Genomic DNA, 16,716 nt, shown 5'->3' with positions numbered 1-16,716 from the left:
TGGCTGAAAACCAATGTCGGGTACACCGCGCGCGGAAGGAGAAGTTGTCAATGGCAAACGAGCGAGTTCTTACAGGTGGGGATGACCCGCACAAGATTGCACTGCGGGGCTTGACCTTTGACGATGTGTTGCTGCTGCCTGCCGAGTCACACATCGTGCCGGCCGAGGTGAGCACGAGCTCGCAGTTCAGCCGGAACATCAAGCTGGGTATCCCGATCGCGTCGGCCGCGATGGATACGGTCACGGAGTCGAGGATGGCGATCGCGATGGCGCGCCAAGGCGGCATCGGTGTGCTGCACCGTAACCTGAGCGCGCAGGACCAGGCGGAGCAAGTGGACATCGTGAAGCGCTCCGAGTCCGGCATGGTGACCAACCCGGTGACCGCCACTCCGGACATGACGATTCGTGACGTTGACGCACTGTGCGGCCGCTTCCACATTTCGGGCCTGCCGGTCATCGATGCAGACGAGCGCCTCGTCGGCATCATCACGAACCGCGACATGCGTTTCGAGCCGGACTTCGACCGCAAGGTTGCAGAGGTTATGACGCCGATGCCGCTCGTGGTGGCGGATGAGGGCGTCGATAAGCAGGAGGCGCTCGCGCTGCTGTCGGCGAACAAGGTGGAGAAGCTGCCGATCGTCGATAAGACCGGCAAGCTGGTTGGCCTGATCACGGTGAAGGACTTTGTAAAGAGCGAGCAGTACCCGAACGCGTCGAAGGACTCGAACGGTCGCCTGCTCGTTGCTGCGGGCATCGGCACTGGCGAGGAGTCCTACGAGCGTGCTGCGCTGCTCGTCGAGGCGGGGGTCGACGCCCTCGTCGTCGACTCCGCGCACGCACACAACAACCGCGTGCTTGAGATGGTCTCCCGCGTGAAGAAGGACTTCGGCGACCGCGTCGACGTTATTGGTGGCAACCTGGCGACGCGCGAAGCCGCGCAGGCCATGATCGATGCCGGTGCGGACGCCATCAAGGTCGGCATTGGCCCTGGCTCCATCTGCACCACGCGCGTTGTGGCTGGTGTTGGTGCCCCACAGATTACTTCCATCTTGGAGGCCTCCGTGCCTGCCCACAAGGCTGGTGTGCCGATCATCGCGGACGGTGGTATGCAGTTCTCCGGCGACGTCGCGAAGGCGCTCGCGGCTGGCGCATCGACCGTCATGCTCGGCTCCATGCTTGCGGGCACCACTGAGGCGCCAGGCGACGTCGTAGTCGTCGGCGGCAAGCAGTACAAGCGCTACCGCGGCATGGGCTCCATGGGCGCGATGCAGGGCCGTGGCCTGACCGGCGAGAAGCGTTCCTTCTCCAAGGACCGCTACTTCCAGGCCGACGTCACGAGCGAGGACAAGCTGGTGCCGGAAGGCATCGAGGGCCGCGTTCCGTTCCGCGGAGATATCGACGCCATCACCCACCAGATCGTCGGTGGCCTGCGTGCCGCGATGGGCTACACCGGCTCCGCCTCGATCGCTGAGCTGCAGACGAAGCAGTTCGTCCAGATCACCACGGCTGGCTTGCGCGAATCGCACCCGCATGACATCACGCAAACGGTTGCAGCGCCGAACTACAAAAACTAATCTTTTCTGACTGCTCCTGAAGGAGAGAACCTGACATGCGTGAATATGTAGAAATTGGCATCGGGCGCGAGGCCCGCAAGGCCTACGACCTTGATGATCTAACCCTGGTCCCGACGCGGCGCACCCGCTCGTCGAAGGACGTCAACACCGAGTGGCACATCGACGCCTACTCCTTTGACATGCCGCTCGTTTCCCACCCGACCGATGCCCTGGCGAGCCCTGAGTTCGCCATCGAGATGGGTAAGCAGGGCGGGCTGGCGGTACTGAACGCCGAGGGCATTCTGGGCCGCCACGCGAACTTCGAGGAGGCGATCAACGAGGTTTGTGGTCAGGCGCCAACCCCCAAGGACCTCGAACCGGAGAACTACCACGAGATTCCTAGCAAGATTGCCAAGGCTACGGCGACGCTGCAGAAGCTCCATCAGGCGCCAATCGACCTCGACGTGTTGAGTGAGCGCATCGCGCAGGTCCGTGCGTCGGGCGCGACCGTCGCCGTGCGCGTGAGCCCGCAGAACGTGCGCGAGCTTGCCCCGGCAGTGATCAAGGCCGGCGCGGAGATCCTGTTCGTGCAGGGCACGTTGATTTCCGCCGAGCACGTGCAGCCCGGTGGGGAACCGCTGAACTTAAAGGAGTTCATCGGTTCCCTCGACGTCCCAGTTATCGCAGGCGGCGTGTTCGACTACACGACGGCCACACACCTGATGCGTGCTGGCGCAGCCGGCGTGATTGTCGGCTCGGGACGGTCCTCCTCTGGCCTGGCCCTGGACGTTCCTCTCGCAACCGCGATTGCTGACGTGGCGGCGGCGCGCCGCGACTACTTGGACGAGACCGGCGGCCGCTACGTCCACGTCATCGCGGACTCGGCACCGTCGAACGCCGGGGACATCGCGCTGGCACTCGCCATGGGGGCAGACGCCGTCATGGTCGGTGACCTGCTTGCGAAGGCGAACGAGGCCGCCGCTGGTGGCGCATACTGGGAGCCGGCCTCTGCACACCCGCGTTTCCCGCGCGGCGAGGTCGCCAACTGGGGGCTGGGCGAGCGCCTCCCGTTGTCTGAGATTTTGTTTGGCCCATCGAGCGATTCTGGCGCCGCCACCAACTTAGTGGGTGGTTTGCGCCGTATTATGGCGAAATGTGGGTACACTGATCTCAAGTCGTTCCAAAAGGTCGACGTGACCGTCCGCCCGTAAACAGATTGACCTAATATATCGAATATGGCCTACGAAGTAGTTATTAAACGAGATGCCCCAGACGGCCCGCACCATGAGGTCGATGTTGACCACATCTTCTTCTCGGTGACGGACAGCAAGGGCATTATGACCCATGTCAATGAGGTCTTCATCCACTACGCCCAATATCCCGAAGTTGAGATGATCGGGAAGCCGCACAATCTCATTCGCCATATTGAGATGCCTGGTGGCGCGTTCAAGTTGATGTGGGACGTCATTGAGGACGGCCGACCGTTCGCAGGCTATGTTCGCAACCGTGCAAAGAGCGGTTCCGCGTACGACGTGTTTGCTACCGTGACGCCTCTGCCAAACGGCGATTATCTCTCGGTGCGTACCCGCCCGATGACTGACCTGTTCAAGGTCGTCGGCGATGTGTACCAGGCGGTAAACGACGTCGAGTGGAAGGCGCGCCACGAGGGTGTTGGTCGTCGTCGCCGCGCCGAGCTTGGCCTGGCCAAGCTGCAGGAACTCGTTCCCGACTACGACGCCTTCGTTGCCGAAGCGCTACCGGCCGAGGTGCTGGCGCGCGAGGAAGCAGGCTTCGACCTCCCAGAGGGCACCGGCGAGGTGTACGAGGCCACCAAGCGTCTCTACCGCGAGCTGGACCGCTTCATGGAAATCCAGTCGTCCATCAAGGAAGCCGCTGAAGAACTGGCAAAGGCCAGCCAGACTTTGGTGGAAGAAAACGCTTTGACCAACAGCGTGAAGGGCGAGATGGAAAACGTCATGGCGGAGGGCGCTGCCCGTACGCTGCTACTCGCACCGCTCCAGGTATGGGCGACGATGCGTGGCATCATCGACGAGAACGCGCAGTCGCTCAACGAGGTCGCTGGTGAGTTGGCAAAGAAGGCTGCGACCGCGCGCATGGCGATTGCGCTGGCGCGCCTGCACACGGCGCAGACCGCGATCTTCTCCCTCGAGGAGAACCGTGGTGAGGTGCTCTCCATGCTGTTCGACGCCCTCGAAGTGGACGTGAAGCAGATGGACGACGCGGTCTTCCTGCACTCCTCCCTGGCGAACCGTGTGGATCTGAAGGTGAACTCGATTTCAGAGCTGACCAAGATGCCGCTCGAGATGATTCGCCGCTGGTCCCAAACAACGGCGCAGGAGCCGTTCGTCGAGAACATCGAACCGCTTGTTGCTCAGGTGCACCGCGCTATCCAGGCTGCGGATAACTCCATCGACCGACTGCACGCTTCCTCGCAGAAGCTGGGCTCCGACCCGGCGATTGACGGGGTGCACGATGCGCTGGAGAACCTGCGCGCGCTGCTGAAGTAGTCTGTTGTAACGCCGTAACGCTGAAGACACCACCTGCCTGGCGGGTGGTGTTTTGTTGTTTCGGGGGACGCAGGACGCAGCCATCGGGCTCACGTACACATTAGGTGCTGCGTAGGTTAAGATTTGGTGCGTGACTACAGCTCAAACTCGCCCTGTTCTTGTTGTTGACTTCGGTGCGCAGTACGCGCAGCTCATTGCGCGTCGTGTGCGTGAGGCACACGTGTTCTCCGAAGTCGTTCCGTCTACGATCTCCGCTGCGGAGGTGAAGGAGAAGCAGCCGCTGGCGCTTGTCCTGTCCGGTGGCCCGTCGTCCGTGTATGAGGATGGCGCTCCGCAGCTGGACCCTGAGATTTTCGAGTTGGGGATTCCGATCTTCGGCATCTGCTACGGCTTCCAGGTGATGACGCGGGCGCTCGGTGGCAAGGTTGAGAAGACCGGCGCCCGTGAGTACGGCCGCACGGCGATGAACGTCAAGGGTGGTGTGCTGCACGCTGGTTTGCCGGAGGAGCACAAAGTGTGGATGAGCCACGGTGATTCGGTGACGCAGGCCCCGGAGGGCTTCGAGGTCACCGCGTCTTCGAAGGGTGCCCCGGTTGCCGCGTTCGAGGATACGGAGCGCAAGTTCGCTGGCGTGCAGTACCACCCGGAGGTGATGCACTCGCCGCACGGCCAGGAGGTGCTGACACGCTTCCTCACGGAGATTGCGGGTCTGGAGCAGAACTGGACGGCATCCAATATCGCGGAGCAGCTCATTGAGCAAGTTCGCACCCAGGTTGGGGACGGCTACGCCATCTGCGGACTGTCCGGTGGTGTGGACTCGGCCGTCGCTGCGGCGCTGGTGCAGCGCGCAATCGGTGACCGTCTGACCTGTGTGTTTGTGGACCACGGTCTGCTGCGCCAGGGTGAGCGCGAGCAGGTGGAGAAGGACTTCGTCGCCGCGACCGGCGCGAAGCTCGTGACTGTCGACGAGCGCAAGGCCTTCCTGGACAAGCTGGCCGGTGTGACCGAGCCGGAGGCGAAGCGCAAGGCGATCGGTGCGGAGTTCATCCGTTCCTTCGAGCGCGCCGTGGCCGATGTGTTGTCGGACCACAAGGTTGATTACCTGGTGCAGGGCACGCTGTACCCGGACGTAGTTGAGTCGGGCGGTGGCACTGGTACCGCCAACATCAAGAGCCACCACAACGTGGGCGGCCTGCCGGACGACGTCGAGTTCGAGCTGGTCGAGCCACTGCGACTGCTGTTTAAGGACGAGGTCCGCGCGGTCGGCCGCGAGCTGGGCCTGCCCGAGGTGATCGTGAACCGTCAGCCGTTCCCGGGCCCGGGCCTGGGCATCCGCATCATCGGTGAGGTCACCGAGGAGCGCCTGGAGACCCTGCGCGCTGCGGACGCAATCGCGCGCGAGGAGCTGACTAAGGCTGACCTGGATGAGCAGATCTGGCAGTGCCCTGTCGTGCTGCTGGCTGACGTTCGCTCGGTGGGTGTGCAGGGCGACGGCCGCACCTACGGCCACCCGATCGTGCTGCGCCCGGTCGCGTCCGAGGACGCTATGACCGCGGACTGGGTCCGCATTCCGTACGAGACGCTCGAGGCCATCTCGACCCGCATCACCAACGAGGTGGCGGACGTCAACCGCGTGGTGCTGGACGTGACGTCCAAGCCGCCGGCCACCATCGAGTGGGAGTAATACGCCGACTTATTCGGCAAAGTACGCGGACACGGACCCGACGCGCTGCTTCACGTTGATCGTGAGGAGCTCGCCGTCCTTGTCCGCGTTTTGCTTACCCTGGGGGCAAGTAGTTTCGCCGACGGTTGCTTCGCAGTGGACGTCGACAGGCACGTTGTTCGGCAGGATGATGTCGATTTCACCGACGCCATTGCTGATGTTGATGGTCTTGGGTTCGTCGAGTGGCGCGAGGTTCGACAGGTCGATGGTGGTTTCTCCAACGAGGTTGCTGAAGTCAGGGATTGAATTCGCGTCCTCGAATGTGTGATGTATCTCGCCAATTCGGCTGTCCACTTTGCTATCGAACCGGGGGCCCGCAATACCGGTGATGAACAGGAGACAGAAGAGGATGACAGCCAGGGGCAGCCATAGCCACAGGCGTGTCTTTTTCTTCGGCTGCTCCGGTGCTGGCTCGGTTGGCTCAGGCAGGTGCCACAGCCCGGGCGCCGCGCCGAGTGGGTCCCACGCCGGTGGCGTGCCAGGATGCTCGTAGCCCTCCGGCACGGTGAGGTGCGAGGTATCCACCGTAGGGCCTTCGCGTTTCGACGCCTCCTCAGGCTTCACCACGAGCAACCCCGCGGGCGGCTCCGGCTGGCGCTGGTGGGCGAGGTACCACCCGAGCGCGAACAACACGAACGTAACGAGTACCCCGTTGACATCGCCTGCCGCTGAGACTGATGGGAAGAAGACCACTAGGCCGAGCAGCAGCCACCAACCGGTGCTGCGGTCTTTCTTCTCTGGCTCGGTGAGCTGTTCTTTCGGCGTGGTGATTGCGTTCCATGGGCTGCGGGTCATGCCGAAGCGTGGCATGTTGATCCAGCACAGCAGGTAGAGGAAGAGGCCACCACCAAATATGAGTGCAAGTGCTACGAAGATGACGCGGACAAGCGTTGGGTCGATTTGGTAGCGGGCGCCGATACCTTCGCAGACGCCACCGATGACCGCTTTGCCGCCCTGGTCCTTTGGGATGCGGGGCGGGCGAGTCTCCCACATGCGCTTCAGTGTGTTTGTTTCCATGTCTTTATTGTCCCGTGGTGGGTCCGCGGGCGGTATCGGGAACGACCCTGATTTTTGATCTCAGGGTTTACCCCGATGTGCCAGAGGAGCTGTGCGTGTAAAGATGAGTGCATGTCTGCGTTGTATCCCCGGCTGACCCGGGACCCTTCCCGCCGGGTTATTGCTGGTGTGGCCTCTGGTGTGGCTGGCCACCTCGGAGTGGACGTGAGGTGGGTGCGGCTGTTTTTTGTTGTCGCAAGCTTCGCCGGTGGGCTGGGGGCGTTGCTGTACCCGGGCTTGTGGATGTTCACCCCGGTTGCGGAGAACACTGAGTCCCGGCAGCGTCCTGGCGCGCTGGATGTGTTCCTTGTGCTGGTGGGGTTTGCAGGCGCGCTGCTGTCCTTGCAGGGCTCCTCGGGCGTTGGATCCGCCGTGCTGTTCGTGGTTGGCGTGCTCATTGTGGGTGCGGTCATCGCGCTGCAGGCCTACGACCGTGGTACGTCTTCGTGGAAGAACATGGCGGCGATGGCGCTGGGTGCGCTGCTGGTGATGGGCGGGGTGCTGGCGCTCGCACTCATGGGGGAAAGCAGTGGGGTCGCCGGGGTGGTGGTCTCTGTGCTGGTGACGGTGCTGGGGGTGGCGGTGCTGGTGGTGCCGCTGATCACGAAGCTGGCGAACTCGCTCGTCGCGGAGCATGAGCAGAAGGCGGTGGCGGACCAGCGTGCGGAGATCGCCTCCCGCTTGCATGATTCGGTGCTGCAGACGCTGGCGCTCATCCAGCGGCAGGCCGGTGACCCGGACGAGGTGGTTCGGCTTGCCCGTGGCCAGGAGCGTGAGCTGCGCGCCTGGCTGTTCGACGACACCGTGTCTAACCACACCACCACCTTCGCCGCGTTGCGCAAGGCTGCAGGCGAGGTGGAGGACGCGTACGGGGTCGTGATTCAACCCGTCACGGTGGGCGAGGACATTCCCTTCGACGAGCGCGCAGAGGCGGTCGTGCTCGCAGCTAGGGAGGCGATGGTCAACGCGGCGAAGCACGCCGGCGTGGACACGGTCGATGTCTACGCGGAGCACCTCGCTGGCAGGCTCACCGTGTTCGTGCGGGATCGTGGCAGCGGCTTCGACCCCGAGGCGGTGCCCGCTGACCGGCACGGTCTGCGGGACTCCATCGTGGGCCGCGTGGAGCGGGTCGGGGGAGAGGTGCACGTGGTGTCGTCGGAACGCAGTGGCACCGAGATTGAACTAGCGTTGGACCTATGACTCGCGTGTTTCTGGTGGATGACCACTCCGTGTTCCGCGCTGGGGTGAAGGCCGAGCTGCAGGAATCGGTGGAGATCGTCGGTGAGGCCGGGACGGTCGCCGAGGCGGTGCGGGGGATCGAGCAGACACAGCCCGACGTCGTGCTTCTCGACGTCCACATGCCCGACGGCGGCGGCCTCGCAGTGCTGAAGCGCGCACCCGGCCCAGCGTACCTGGTGCTCAGCGTGTCCGACGCCGCCGAAGACGTCATTGCCCTGATCCGCGCGGGCGCCCGCGGGTACGTGACCAAGAACATCGCGGGCGGGGAGCTCGCGGAGGCGATAGAGCGGGTACGCGGCGGGGATGCGTACTTCTCGCCGCGGTTGGCGGGGTTCGTGCTTGACGCGTTTGCGAGCGGGCCGGTCGTCGAGGAGGACGACCCGGCGGTGGACTCGCTCACCAAGCGTGAGCTTGAGGTGCTGCGGCTGCTGGCGCGTGGCTACACGTACAAGGAGATCGCGCAGCGCCTGTTCATTTCTGTGAAGACGGTGGAGACGCACGCGTCGAATATTTTGCGCAAAACGCAGACCTCGAACCGCCACCAGTTGACCCGGTGGGCGGTTGCGCGCGACCTGGGCTAGCGTACGCCCGCCTGCCGTAGCAGCGACCGTGCGGTCTTGTCTGTTTCCTGCAGCATGCGCGGGTCGGTGCCGGGCATTGGGGAGATGGTGGTGTCTGCCCACTGCTTGCCGGTGGGGATGCCGACGATGTGCAGGCGCGGGTCCAGGGTGCTGTCGGGGTGGATGATGCGGCGGGTGTCCGCGTCGGTTTCGGGGGAGCCGGTGGGCGTGCCGAAGGGCGCGAATGGGCGGATACGCTCGCCTTCCAGCAGAGACGCGGTCAGTGGGTCGGCTGCGCGGGTGATGTTGGGGGACGGCAGGAAGGCGTCCGCGAGGGTGTCCGCGGTGACGGTGCGCTCGGCGCTGGTGGCGGTGAACGCGGTGCCCGACTGCGTGACGGTTGGGGCTGGGCCCAGCAGGGTGACCAGGCCGGCGTCGATAAGAGCGAGGAGCTCGCGGGAGCGGAAGAGCGGCGGGCCCGAGCCGACCATCTGTCCGAACGCCATGTAGTCGGAGAGCGCGCCGCGCTGGTCCTTCGGGGTGCCGCGGCCGTTCTCGACGGCGATGGCGGTGGGTTTGCGGCCTGCGGAGATCACCCACAGGGCGGACTTGATGGGGGAGTCGTGGGCGGCGACGGCCTCGGCGATGTCGCGGGCCAAGGCGTCGGCGATGACGCAGTTCAGGCTTTCGGTGTCGAGGCCGTCGCACCCGGCGAGGGGGTCGATCCAGTAGGAGATGTCGAAGGGCTCGGTGGTGGCGTTGGCAAGGGATTCGTTGAGCGCGCGGGCGCAGGGCAGGAGGCTGGTGCGGGTGGCGGCGTCCGCCAGTGGTGTGGCGTCGATGCGCGCGATGATGTCCGCAAGTGGGATGCGCAGGGCGTCGGGGCGCACGCGCGCAAGCGTGGTGTAGTAGGCGGCGTAGGAGTCGCGGATGAGTGCGGGCCAGAGCTGCTCGCCGAAGCTTATCGTGGTGGCGCCGCTGTGCTGCTTGATCGCGGCGCGCAGCCGCGAGAGGTCGGCCTTGGGCGGCAGCGTGTGGTACTCGGATTTCGGCAGGTAGGGGTAGCCGCGCCCCGAGGTGACCACGAGGTGAGGCTCGGCGCCGCTGGGCTCGTAGCGCAGGCCGGAGCGGGTGTCGGCGGGCACGAAGCGGCCGCCGCGGTTGATGGTGCTCAGTGCCATGAGGTCGAAAAAGCCCATGCCAAGCCCGCGCACGATTGCGGTTTCGCCAGCGACCAGCGTATCGACGTCCTGTTCCACCGGGTTGCCTGGTTGGATCCAGTGCCCGCGGAAAGCTACCGGGTGCTCTGGGACGACCCAGCCGGTGGCGAGCACGGTGGCGTCGGCGTGGATGGTGGTGCTGTCCTCAAGCGTGATGGTGTCACGCCCGTCTTCGGCGGTGATCTGCTGCGCGCGCGAGTGGTGATTGGTAACCGTCACGTGCTCGGGGAGCTGCGCCAACGCGACCGTGAGGACCCAGTGGAGGTATTCGCCGTACAGCGCACGTGAGGGGTTGGACTCCGGGCGGGTGGCAGCCAGCTCCGCGCCGAAGTCGGCGGTGACGTGGTCGGGGGTCGGGTGGGCGTCGAAAAGCGATTGCTTGGTGGCGGACACGGCGCCGCGCTCGCCGCGCAGGAGCTGAATCCACTCGTACATGGTGGGCCCCTCGAGTGCGGGGGCGCTGACGGTCGAGCCGGGTTCGGTGAAGAGGGTGACGGCGCCGGCCAGCGTGTTCATGCACAGCGTGTGGGTCTGTGCGGTGTCCCAGACGCGCCCGGCGCCGTGCTGGGCGTCGTCGATGAGGTGGATTGTCAGAGGTTGGTTGGAATTAGATTCGTTGAGCGTGGCGGCGATGCGTTCGATGATGGAAATGCCGCGTGGACCTGCGCCGACGATGGCGATTGCTGGCTGCACTGTGTGTTCCTTCCTGTTGCGACAGCGACCGTTTAGACTGCTTAGTCTAGGCCCATGGGACCGCTCCGTCTAATCCGTGTTAGCGTTATCGCTCATTGAAGGGAGAACAGTGAACCACAAACGTTGAACGCAGGCCGGGTCTGCGCGGTAGGATCCGTCCAGGACTACGTCGCCGAACATACCTATACGCTGTCACTGCTTGAAGAGCCGTGGGCCTACGCGCTGAGCTCGCGCGTGTGCTGTACGGCGCCTACCTCCAGGAAGGCAATACGCCTTGCTGTGCATCGTCAAACGGGTAGGCCAAGCGCTCATTCTACTGCTGCTGACCTGCGCCGTCGCGTTCTTTCTGTTTTATCCCTGACGCCCGCCGGTGTGATGGCATGCTATACCGGCCCCGCCCTGGAGTTTGGCCAAGTGGGGATTGGGAAGAACTGCTCCGAGATGGGTGTCGACAAGCCGCTGTTCTCGCTGATGGTGTCGCTGCCAGGATTGTGGATCTCGATCGTTCTGTTGCGGCTTGTGTCCTTTGGGTTCGGCTGGATCGACGTGGTCGCCCCAGCCCGTTCGTGTAGGTGGTGCGGGCGCGCACTCCCTAGGTTGGCGCGCGAGGAGAAGTCCGAGTTCACCGAAGAACACTGCGACGCGCTGCTCAAACCCGAGAGGGTCGGCATGAAGTGTTTCCGGCTGCTCGTGCGCGACGCCGCCGTGGCGCTCACGCACACCCCGATCGCGTTCTCGCGGCAGCACGTCGCAGCGCTGCGCGAGGTCGGCTGTGGCGAGCTCGAGATTCTCGACCTGGTGAACTCGGCGGCGTTCTTTAACTGGGCAAACTGCCTCATGCTCAGCCTGGGTGCGGCTGACGTGCCGAAGCGCTACCGCTAGCGCTTTGTCGTAGGCGCTGCGGGTGCTGGGGGTGCGTATGCGAGGCGCCGCGTGCCGTCGACGTGCGGCATGAGCACCCACGCCGCTACAAACAGTCCGCCCGCAAGTAGCGCCAACCCCCAGCCGGGCAGCGGCGCGATCAGCGGGCACAGCATGATTGCGAGCCACCACAGCATCAGCGGCACCACCATGCTCAGCGACGGCACCTGCGAGACGTTGCGGCTGCGCGCAAACTCGGCCATAGCCTTGCGGTACGGGTGCGCCCGGGTAGTCGCACGGGCGATAAGCACCGCCGCGAGAGCAACACCGACTTTCACGGCTGCGGGCAGCGGCGCCGCCATCACGCTTATCGACGCCGCTACGCACCCCGCCGCCACCGCCCGCACAGCAGGTGGCGTGGGAATTGGGGTGACGCGGTTGCGGAAGTCTGCGTAATACATAGGGCAGAGCGTACCGCATGAGGACCCGCTTTGCGGCACAGGAATTCGAAATCCTGTTCGACCTTTGCTGTTGCTCGTGTCGGGGGCGCGTTGCATACTTGCAGACATGAATGGAACACCTATTCGCTTGCGTGAGCTCGCCCCGGACGGTGGCGGGCAGCTCAGTAAGGCTGAGCAGATCGCGCAGCTTCGCGCGCAATTAGCCGAGCTTGACGGCGGTGCCGCGCAGGAGCAAATCGGGGGCGAAGGTGTTGTTCCGTTGGGTGGTGAGTTAGCGAATGTGCTTCCGAACGGAGGTTTGCCACGGCGGCAGGTCACGCAGGTGAGCGATACGCCCTCGCTCATCGTGGAGATCCTCCGGCAGGTCACGGAGGCCGGCGGATACGTGGGCGTGGTGGGATGGCCGGAGCTGTCCTACGCGGAACTTTCAGCGCAAGCGCTACGCAGGACAGTCGCAGTCCCGGAGCCGGGGCTGGACGCAGTGCACGCCGCGGGAGTACTCGCCGAGGGGCTGGATGTGGTGGTGCTGCACGCCCGAAGCGAAATCCAGTTCACGCCTGCCCAGGCCCGCCCACTCCTCGCACGTGTGCGCGCAGGGGGAGCGGCGATGCTGTGCGTGAACGTGGCGGTACCTTCGCCAGCACTGCGCATGAGCGCGGACATCGCTAGATTCCACGGCATCGGGCGTGGCCGGGGGTGCATCGCAGGCATTGACCTTGAGGTGTCCGCGCACGCGAAAGGCTGGAAGCGGCCACCAGCATTACTGACGCTTGGGTCCGCGACGGGCGGTGTCACACGCCTGAAGGCGGTGCCCTCATGAGGGTTGCTGCACTTTGGTTCCCGGACTGGCCGGTACAAGCAGCCAAGCTCGAAGCCGAGGACACGCTGGAAGAACCGATCGCGATCGCGGTGCAGCACCGCATCAAGGTTTGTTCGCAGGAGGCGCGGCGCGCCGGGGTACGTCGCGGGATGCGGGTGCGTAACGCGCAGGCCGTCGCGCCGGAGTTGACAGTGGTAGAGGACAACCCGGAGCGCGACGGCCGCACGTTCAGCGCGCTCGCAGGCTCCCTGGACGACGTCGCTGCCTCCGTGGAGGTGCTGCGCCCCGGCCTGGTGGTCGCCGACCTCGCCGCGGCGGGGAAGTTCCACGGTAACGAGGACACCGCACTTGAGATGCTGATCGATGCCGCTGCCCGCCACGGCATCGACGTCATGGCAGGGGCCGCGGATGAGATCGCCACCGCAGTAATCGCTACCCGGAGCTCACACATGGTGGCTGAAGGGGGATCGGTGCAGTTTCTCTCGGCGCAGCCACTTCGGGTGCTCACGGCAGAGGCAGCGCTCAGCGCGGACCCGGAAACCGTCCGTACTCTGGGCCAACTTGGTATCCAGACGTTGGGGCAGCTCGCGCGGCTGCCGGCCTCCGCAGTGATGACGCGCTTCGGGGTCGCGGGCATCCACCTGCACCGGATCGCCAGCGCGGCCCCGGACCGGCGCGTCGCCCCGGAGCTGCCCGTGGAAGACTTCGCCGTGGAGATGACACCGGAGGAACCAATCGAGCGCGTCGACGCCGCCGCATTTGCCGCCCGCGCGCTCGCGGCCAGGCTGCACCAGCGCCTCAAGGGTGCTGGGGTGCACTGCCTGCGGCTGAAGATCTCCGCCGAGCTTTCCGACGCCACCCGAGTCGAGCGTGTGTGGCGCACACGGGAAGCGCTGACGGAGGCCGGCACTGCCGATCGGGTGCGCTGGCAACTTGATGGATGGCTCACCAACGGAGGCAGCGGGCCGATCGCCTCGTTGCTGTTGGAACCGCTGGAGCTTGCGCAGCCCGACGTAGTGGGGGAGTTGTGGTCCGACGGGGCGTCGGACGAGGGGGCGCGTCGCGTGATTGAGCGGGTGCAATCCCAACTCGGGATGGAGGCGGTGCTGCAGCCGGTCGCGGTCGGAGGGCGCGGTGTGGCCGAACGTATCCGCCTGGTTCCCTACGGGGAGGTGCCACCACAGGACCGCGGGAAGTTCGTCGGCGCTCTCCCGTCACCACTTCCAGCTCGGCTTGGCGGTGGGATCGAGCATCCGTCATCTCGAGTGAAGCTACTGGATAGCACAGGCCAGCCGGTGCTTCTCAACGCCGAAGTCCTACTCAGCGGCCAGCCGGCCACGTTGGTGTGGGGCAGGCGCAGCTACGATGTCACCGCGTGGGCAGGCCCGTGGCCCGTCGACGAAGGGTGGTGGGGTGCGCACCCTCTGAAGCTTGCGCGCCTCCAGGTGCTCGGGCACAAGCAGGGGGCAGGCGGTGGGCAACGCGGGTGGCTGTTGGTGTGGCACCGGCAGCGCTGGAGCGTCGAGGCGCTCTACCACTAGGCCACTAGGTGTGTTAGGACTGCACGATGTCAACAACCAGGCGCAGCGGATGCTCCAGCACCTGCACCGAATACGGCAGATCAGAACGCAGGCCCACGACCACGCGGCTGCGTCCCTCGTACGTGCCAGCGTTGACGACGTCAATAATGTTGCCGGTTTCTGCCGGGGTATCCACCTTGATCTGGTCCGCGTCCAGGCCAAGCTCGTAAGGGTAGACGGTGCCGTCGATATTGATGTTGAGGAACGCGTTGCCGGTCACCTTCAGTGGCTTGCCGGTGATTTCCTGCATCGGGGTGGAGGTGTAATCCACGAACCAGCCGGGCTCACCTTCGCCGACGAGGTCTACGACCACACGGTCGAACCCTTCGTGGGTGCCCACACGAACGCCTGCCACCGCAAGCTGCGCAGGCGCGGATGGGCGCTGGGTTTTCGGGCTCGCGTTCGCGGTACCGAGAGGCCGAAGCTGCGTCGACGACGGTGCAGCGTGTACCGAGCCGACGCGGGTCGCGGCCTGGTCCTGGGCAGGAGAGGCCACGCACCCGGCGAGCACAGCGCCGGCAACACACGGGGTCAGCGCTGCAACGGCGAACTTCGGTAAAGGAAACACGCAAATCACCGTAGCCAGAACGATTCTCGAAGAGCAAAGCAGAACAGCAAAAAACCAAAAAGGTTATCAAAATGTTAACTGCCCGACTCGTTCCGGTTTAGGTATGCCTAATCAATTAGGAAATTTTCGCTACAGTAGGTGACATGACTACAGCCCATGCACGCGAACTTTGTTCTGACACGGACAATGAGCCGCTGCCGGGTACCGCGAAACCCGGCTCGACCTACGTGTTGTTTGAGTGGCCACACAAGTGGAGCCACGATGTTCTCGACGGCGACACTTTCGGAGAAGAACTGACCCAAAAGCTGAAGGCGCACATGCAGCGCTACAACGCCACGCTGCTGCTCATTCGCCACCCAACGAGGGAAGGCCGCCAGATCAAGGACCACCACGTGTATCTGGTCTTCGCCGACCAGGCAGCCACGGAGGTGCTGCACATCGATCGCCCCGAGGAGATCCTCGACCTCGACTTATCCGGCCCGGGTCGCAACAATGCGCCGACGCGCACGAAGCCGCTCGTCCTGGTCTGCACCCACGGAAAGCGCGACATGTGCTGCGCTATCAAGGGCCGCCCCATCGTCAACGAGCTTGTAGAGAAGTACCCGTTTGGGCAGGGTAACGACGTGGTGTGGGAAACCTCGCACATCAAGGGGCACCGTTTCGCCGCCACGATGCTGCTCATGCCGTGGGCGTACAGCTTCGGCCGGATGAACATTGAGGCAACCGAGGCGATGCTCGACGCCGCGATGCGGGGCGAGTACTTCGTGCCGGGCAACCGAGGGCGTGGCACCTTTAGCTCGGTGGGGCAGGTGGCGGAGGTCGACGTCGCAACGCAGCTCGCCACCCATGGGGAGCAGGTGCGCTACGGCCAGCTTGAGGTCACCGCCGAGCGTATCGACGGCCCCTCCGCCCACGTCACCGTCACCGACACCGCCACCGATACCGCCTACGGGGTGGCACTCGAGCAGCGCGATGTTGACGCCGTGATGGCGTCGTGCGGGAAGGATCCGAAGCCGGGCAAGAGCTGGGTCGTCGCCAGTCGCTCCTAGATGTAGCTGGGCAGCACGTCAGCGACCCTGTTGATCACGTGGTCGGTGCGTTGCTGCACCTCGGCGGGCGAGTGGTGGAAGCTGTGCGAGTGATCTGCGATTTCGTGCATGGACAGGTCATTCCACGAATCGCCGAAGGTATACAGCTCGATGTTTTCGCGCGGTACGTCGAGTAGTTTCAGTAGGTCCTGGATACCAGCGCCCTTCGTGCGGCCCGGCGCCATGATGTCGATGAAGTCCTGGTTCTGCGCCACCGAAACATGCGGCAGCGCGCGCGTCCACTCGTAGACTTCGGCGCGAAGCGCCTCGTTGTCCGGGATCCACAGGGGGACGACGGCGAATTCGTGGTGGGGGATGTCGGCCGTCGTCATCGCGTCGAAGTTGACGGTGAAGCTGCTGTTCGCCTGCGTGTTATTGCTGAACTCCCCGTCGACGTGGCCGATCGTGGTGCCGAACACCGCCACACCGTCAGTGTCAGCGAAGTGCGTCACCACCTGCTCGACGATTGCTGGGTCCACGAGATGTGAGTAGAGCAGGTGCTCATTGTCGCCGGTGGTTGCGGAGCCACCGTTGGAGAGCACCTGGTAGTCGAAGCGGATGGGGCAGTGGCGCATCCCGAACTCGAGCGCGGTGCGCGAGCGTCCGGTGGCAGAAATGGCGATGTGCCCGGCGTCGCGCCAGGACTGGATCGCATCCATGTCGGCCGGGTCGAAGCCGTGCTCGCCGGTGTCAGTGCCCGTGGGATGATGAAGGGTGCCATCAAAATCAAACGCTGCGATTTTCATGGCACCCATCCTAACCAACT

15 protein-coding genes are annotated in these 16,716 nt (G+C 64.7%); 10 read left to right on the top strand and 5 right to left on the bottom strand.

What is annotated here, in order from left to right:
• Nucleotides 1-50: 50 nt before the first annotated feature.
• The 4 genes from guaB (at nt 51) to guaA (ending at nt 5,765) form a co-directional block, all read left to right on the top strand.
• Entirely contained in the window at nt 51-1,574 is a 1,524-nt protein-coding gene (gene guaB / locus BJP08_RS09590; RefSeq protein ID WP_071569365.1) for an IMP dehydrogenase, read from the top strand.
• A gap of 35 nt (nt 1,575-1,609) precedes the next feature.
• Nucleotides 1,610-2,764 carry a GuaB3 family IMP dehydrogenase-related protein gene (locus tag BJP08_RS09585; protein WP_071569364.1) on the top strand — a complete coding sequence of 385 codons (1,155 nt, stop codon included), beginning with the start codon at nt 1,610-1,612 and terminating at the stop codon, nt 2,762-2,764.
• A 24-nt stretch (nt 2,765-2,788) separates the two neighbouring features.
• A complete protein-coding gene (locus BJP08_RS09580; RefSeq protein ID WP_071569363.1) occupies nt 2,789-4,081 on the top strand; it encodes a PAS domain-containing protein in 1,293 nt (430 codons plus the stop codon).
• Nucleotides 4,082-4,211: 130 nt separating this feature from the next.
• A complete protein-coding gene (gene guaA, locus BJP08_RS09575; protein ID WP_083428503.1) occupies nt 4,212-5,765 on the top strand; it encodes a glutamine-hydrolyzing GMP synthase in 1,554 nt (517 codons plus the stop codon).
• Nucleotides 5,766-5,774: 9 nt separating this feature from the next.
• Here the strand turns inward: guaA and BJP08_RS09570 are convergent, their stop codons facing one another.
• Entirely contained in the window at nt 5,775-6,821 is a 1,047-nt protein-coding gene (locus BJP08_RS09570; protein ID WP_071569361.1) for a PspC domain-containing protein, read from the bottom strand.
• A 111-nt stretch (nt 6,822-6,932) separates the two neighbouring features.
• Here BJP08_RS09570 and BJP08_RS09565 point away from each other — a divergent pair, with 111 nt between their 5' ends.
• Both BJP08_RS09565 and BJP08_RS09560 read left to right on the top strand, forming a co-directional pair.
• Nucleotides 6,933-8,060 (top strand): PspC domain-containing protein, encoded by a 1,128-nt coding sequence (locus BJP08_RS09565; protein WP_071569360.1) that lies wholly within the window; start codon nt 6,933-6,935, stop codon nt 8,058-8,060.
• A complete protein-coding gene (locus BJP08_RS09560) occupies nt 8,057-8,680 on the top strand; it encodes a response regulator transcription factor (RefSeq protein ID WP_071569359.1) in 624 nt (207 codons plus the stop codon). Before BJP08_RS09565 ends, BJP08_RS09560 begins: the two co-directional genes overlap by 4 nt.
• Here BJP08_RS09560 and BJP08_RS09555 read toward each other — a convergent pair.
• A complete protein-coding gene (locus BJP08_RS09555) occupies nt 8,677-10,572 on the bottom strand; it encodes an FAD/NAD(P)-binding domain-containing protein (RefSeq protein WP_071569358.1) in 1,896 nt (631 codons plus the stop codon). The two genes, BJP08_RS09560 and BJP08_RS09555, sit on opposite strands and share 4 nt — an antisense overlap.
• A 375-nt stretch (nt 10,573-10,947) precedes the next feature.
• Between BJP08_RS09555 and BJP08_RS09550 the strand changes: the two genes are divergently transcribed.
• Nucleotides 10,948-11,454, top strand: coding sequence for a hypothetical protein (locus BJP08_RS09550; protein WP_143110092.1), 507 nt, complete (start codon nt 10,948-10,950; stop codon nt 11,452-11,454).
• Here BJP08_RS09550 and BJP08_RS09545 read toward each other — a convergent pair.
• Nucleotides 11,451-11,894 carry a hypothetical protein gene (locus BJP08_RS09545; protein ID WP_071569356.1) on the bottom strand — a complete coding sequence of 148 codons (444 nt, stop codon included), beginning with the start codon at nt 11,892-11,894 and terminating at the stop codon, nt 11,451-11,453. The genes BJP08_RS09550 and BJP08_RS09545 overlap by 4 nt on opposite strands.
• Nucleotides 11,895-12,000: 106 nt before the next feature.
• On the opposite strand from BJP08_RS09545, the gene BJP08_RS09540 reads away from it, so the two are divergent.
• Together BJP08_RS09540 and BJP08_RS09535 are read left to right on the top strand one after the other, a co-directional pair.
• Nucleotides 12,001-12,714 (top strand): hypothetical protein, encoded by a 714-nt coding sequence (locus BJP08_RS09540; protein ID WP_071569583.1) that lies wholly within the window; start codon nt 12,001-12,003, stop codon nt 12,712-12,714.
• Nucleotides 12,711-14,255 carry a DNA polymerase Y family protein gene (locus BJP08_RS09535; protein ID WP_071569355.1) on the top strand — a complete coding sequence of 515 codons (1,545 nt, stop codon included), beginning with the start codon at nt 12,711-12,713 and terminating at the stop codon, nt 14,253-14,255. The genes BJP08_RS09540 and BJP08_RS09535 overlap by 4 nt, the downstream gene beginning before the upstream one ends.
• A 13-nt stretch (nt 14,256-14,268) precedes the next feature.
• Here BJP08_RS09535 and BJP08_RS09530 read toward each other — a convergent pair whose 3' ends face one another.
• Nucleotides 14,269-14,862, bottom strand: coding sequence for a hypothetical protein (locus BJP08_RS09530; protein ID WP_177221752.1), 594 nt, complete (start codon nt 14,860-14,862; stop codon nt 14,269-14,271).
• A gap of 143 nt (nt 14,863-15,005) precedes the next feature.
• Here BJP08_RS09530 and BJP08_RS09525 point away from each other — a divergent pair, with 143 nt between their 5' ends.
• A complete protein-coding gene (locus BJP08_RS09525) occupies nt 15,006-15,911 on the top strand; it encodes a sucrase ferredoxin (RefSeq protein WP_071569354.1) in 906 nt (301 codons plus the stop codon).
• Here the strand turns inward: BJP08_RS09525 and BJP08_RS09520 are convergent.
• Nucleotides 15,908-16,696: an HAD family hydrolase gene (locus BJP08_RS09520; RefSeq protein WP_083428540.1), complete on the bottom strand. Its 789-nt coding sequence runs from the start codon at nt 16,694-16,696 to the stop codon at nt 15,908-15,910. The genes BJP08_RS09525 and BJP08_RS09520 overlap by 4 nt on opposite strands.
• Nucleotides 16,697-16,716 lie beyond the last annotated feature (20 nt).

The organism is Corynebacterium sp. NML140438 (assembly GCF_001875725.1).
GTDB lineage: Bacteria > Actinomycetota > Actinomycetes > Mycobacteriales > Mycobacteriaceae > Corynebacterium.
Note: the sequence above shows the minus strand (reverse complement) of the source record. Positions and strands in the feature narration are given on the sequence as shown.

Coding starts and splice junctions, on each gene's coding strand:
- guaB (WP_071569365.1), top strand. CDS start 51: ATGGCAAACGAGCGAGTTCTTACAGGTGGGGATGACCCGCACAAGATT.
- BJP08_RS09585 (WP_071569364.1), top strand. CDS start 1,610: ATGCGTGAATATGTAGAAATTGGCATCGGGCGCGAGGCCCGCAAGGCC.
- BJP08_RS09580 (WP_071569363.1), top strand. CDS start 2,789: ATGGCCTACGAAGTAGTTATTAAACGAGATGCCCCAGACGGCCCGCAC.
- BJP08_RS09570 (WP_071569361.1), bottom strand. CDS start 6,821: ATGGAAACAAACACACTGAAGCGCATGTGGGAGACTCGCCCGCCCCGC.
- BJP08_RS09565 (WP_071569360.1), top strand. CDS start 6,933: ATGTCTGCGTTGTATCCCCGGCTGACCCGGGACCCTTCCCGCCGGGTT.
- BJP08_RS09560 (WP_071569359.1), top strand. CDS start 8,057: ATGACTCGCGTGTTTCTGGTGGATGACCACTCCGTGTTCCGCGCTGGG.
- BJP08_RS09550 (WP_143110092.1), top strand. CDS start 10,948: ATGGCATGCTATACCGGCCCCGCCCTGGAGTTTGGCCAAGTGGGGATT.
- BJP08_RS09545 (WP_071569356.1), bottom strand. CDS start 11,894: ATGTATTACGCAGACTTCCGCAACCGCGTCACCCCAATTCCCACGCCA.
- BJP08_RS09540 (WP_071569583.1), top strand. CDS start 12,001: ATGAATGGAACACCTATTCGCTTGCGTGAGCTCGCCCCGGACGGTGGC.
- BJP08_RS09535 (WP_071569355.1), top strand. CDS start 12,711: ATGAGGGTTGCTGCACTTTGGTTCCCGGACTGGCCGGTACAAGCAGCC.
- BJP08_RS09525 (WP_071569354.1), top strand. CDS start 15,006: ATGACTACAGCCCATGCACGCGAACTTTGTTCTGACACGGACAATGAG.
- BJP08_RS09520 (WP_083428540.1), bottom strand. CDS start 16,696: ATGAAAATCGCAGCGTTTGATTTTGATGGCACCCTTCATCATCCCACG.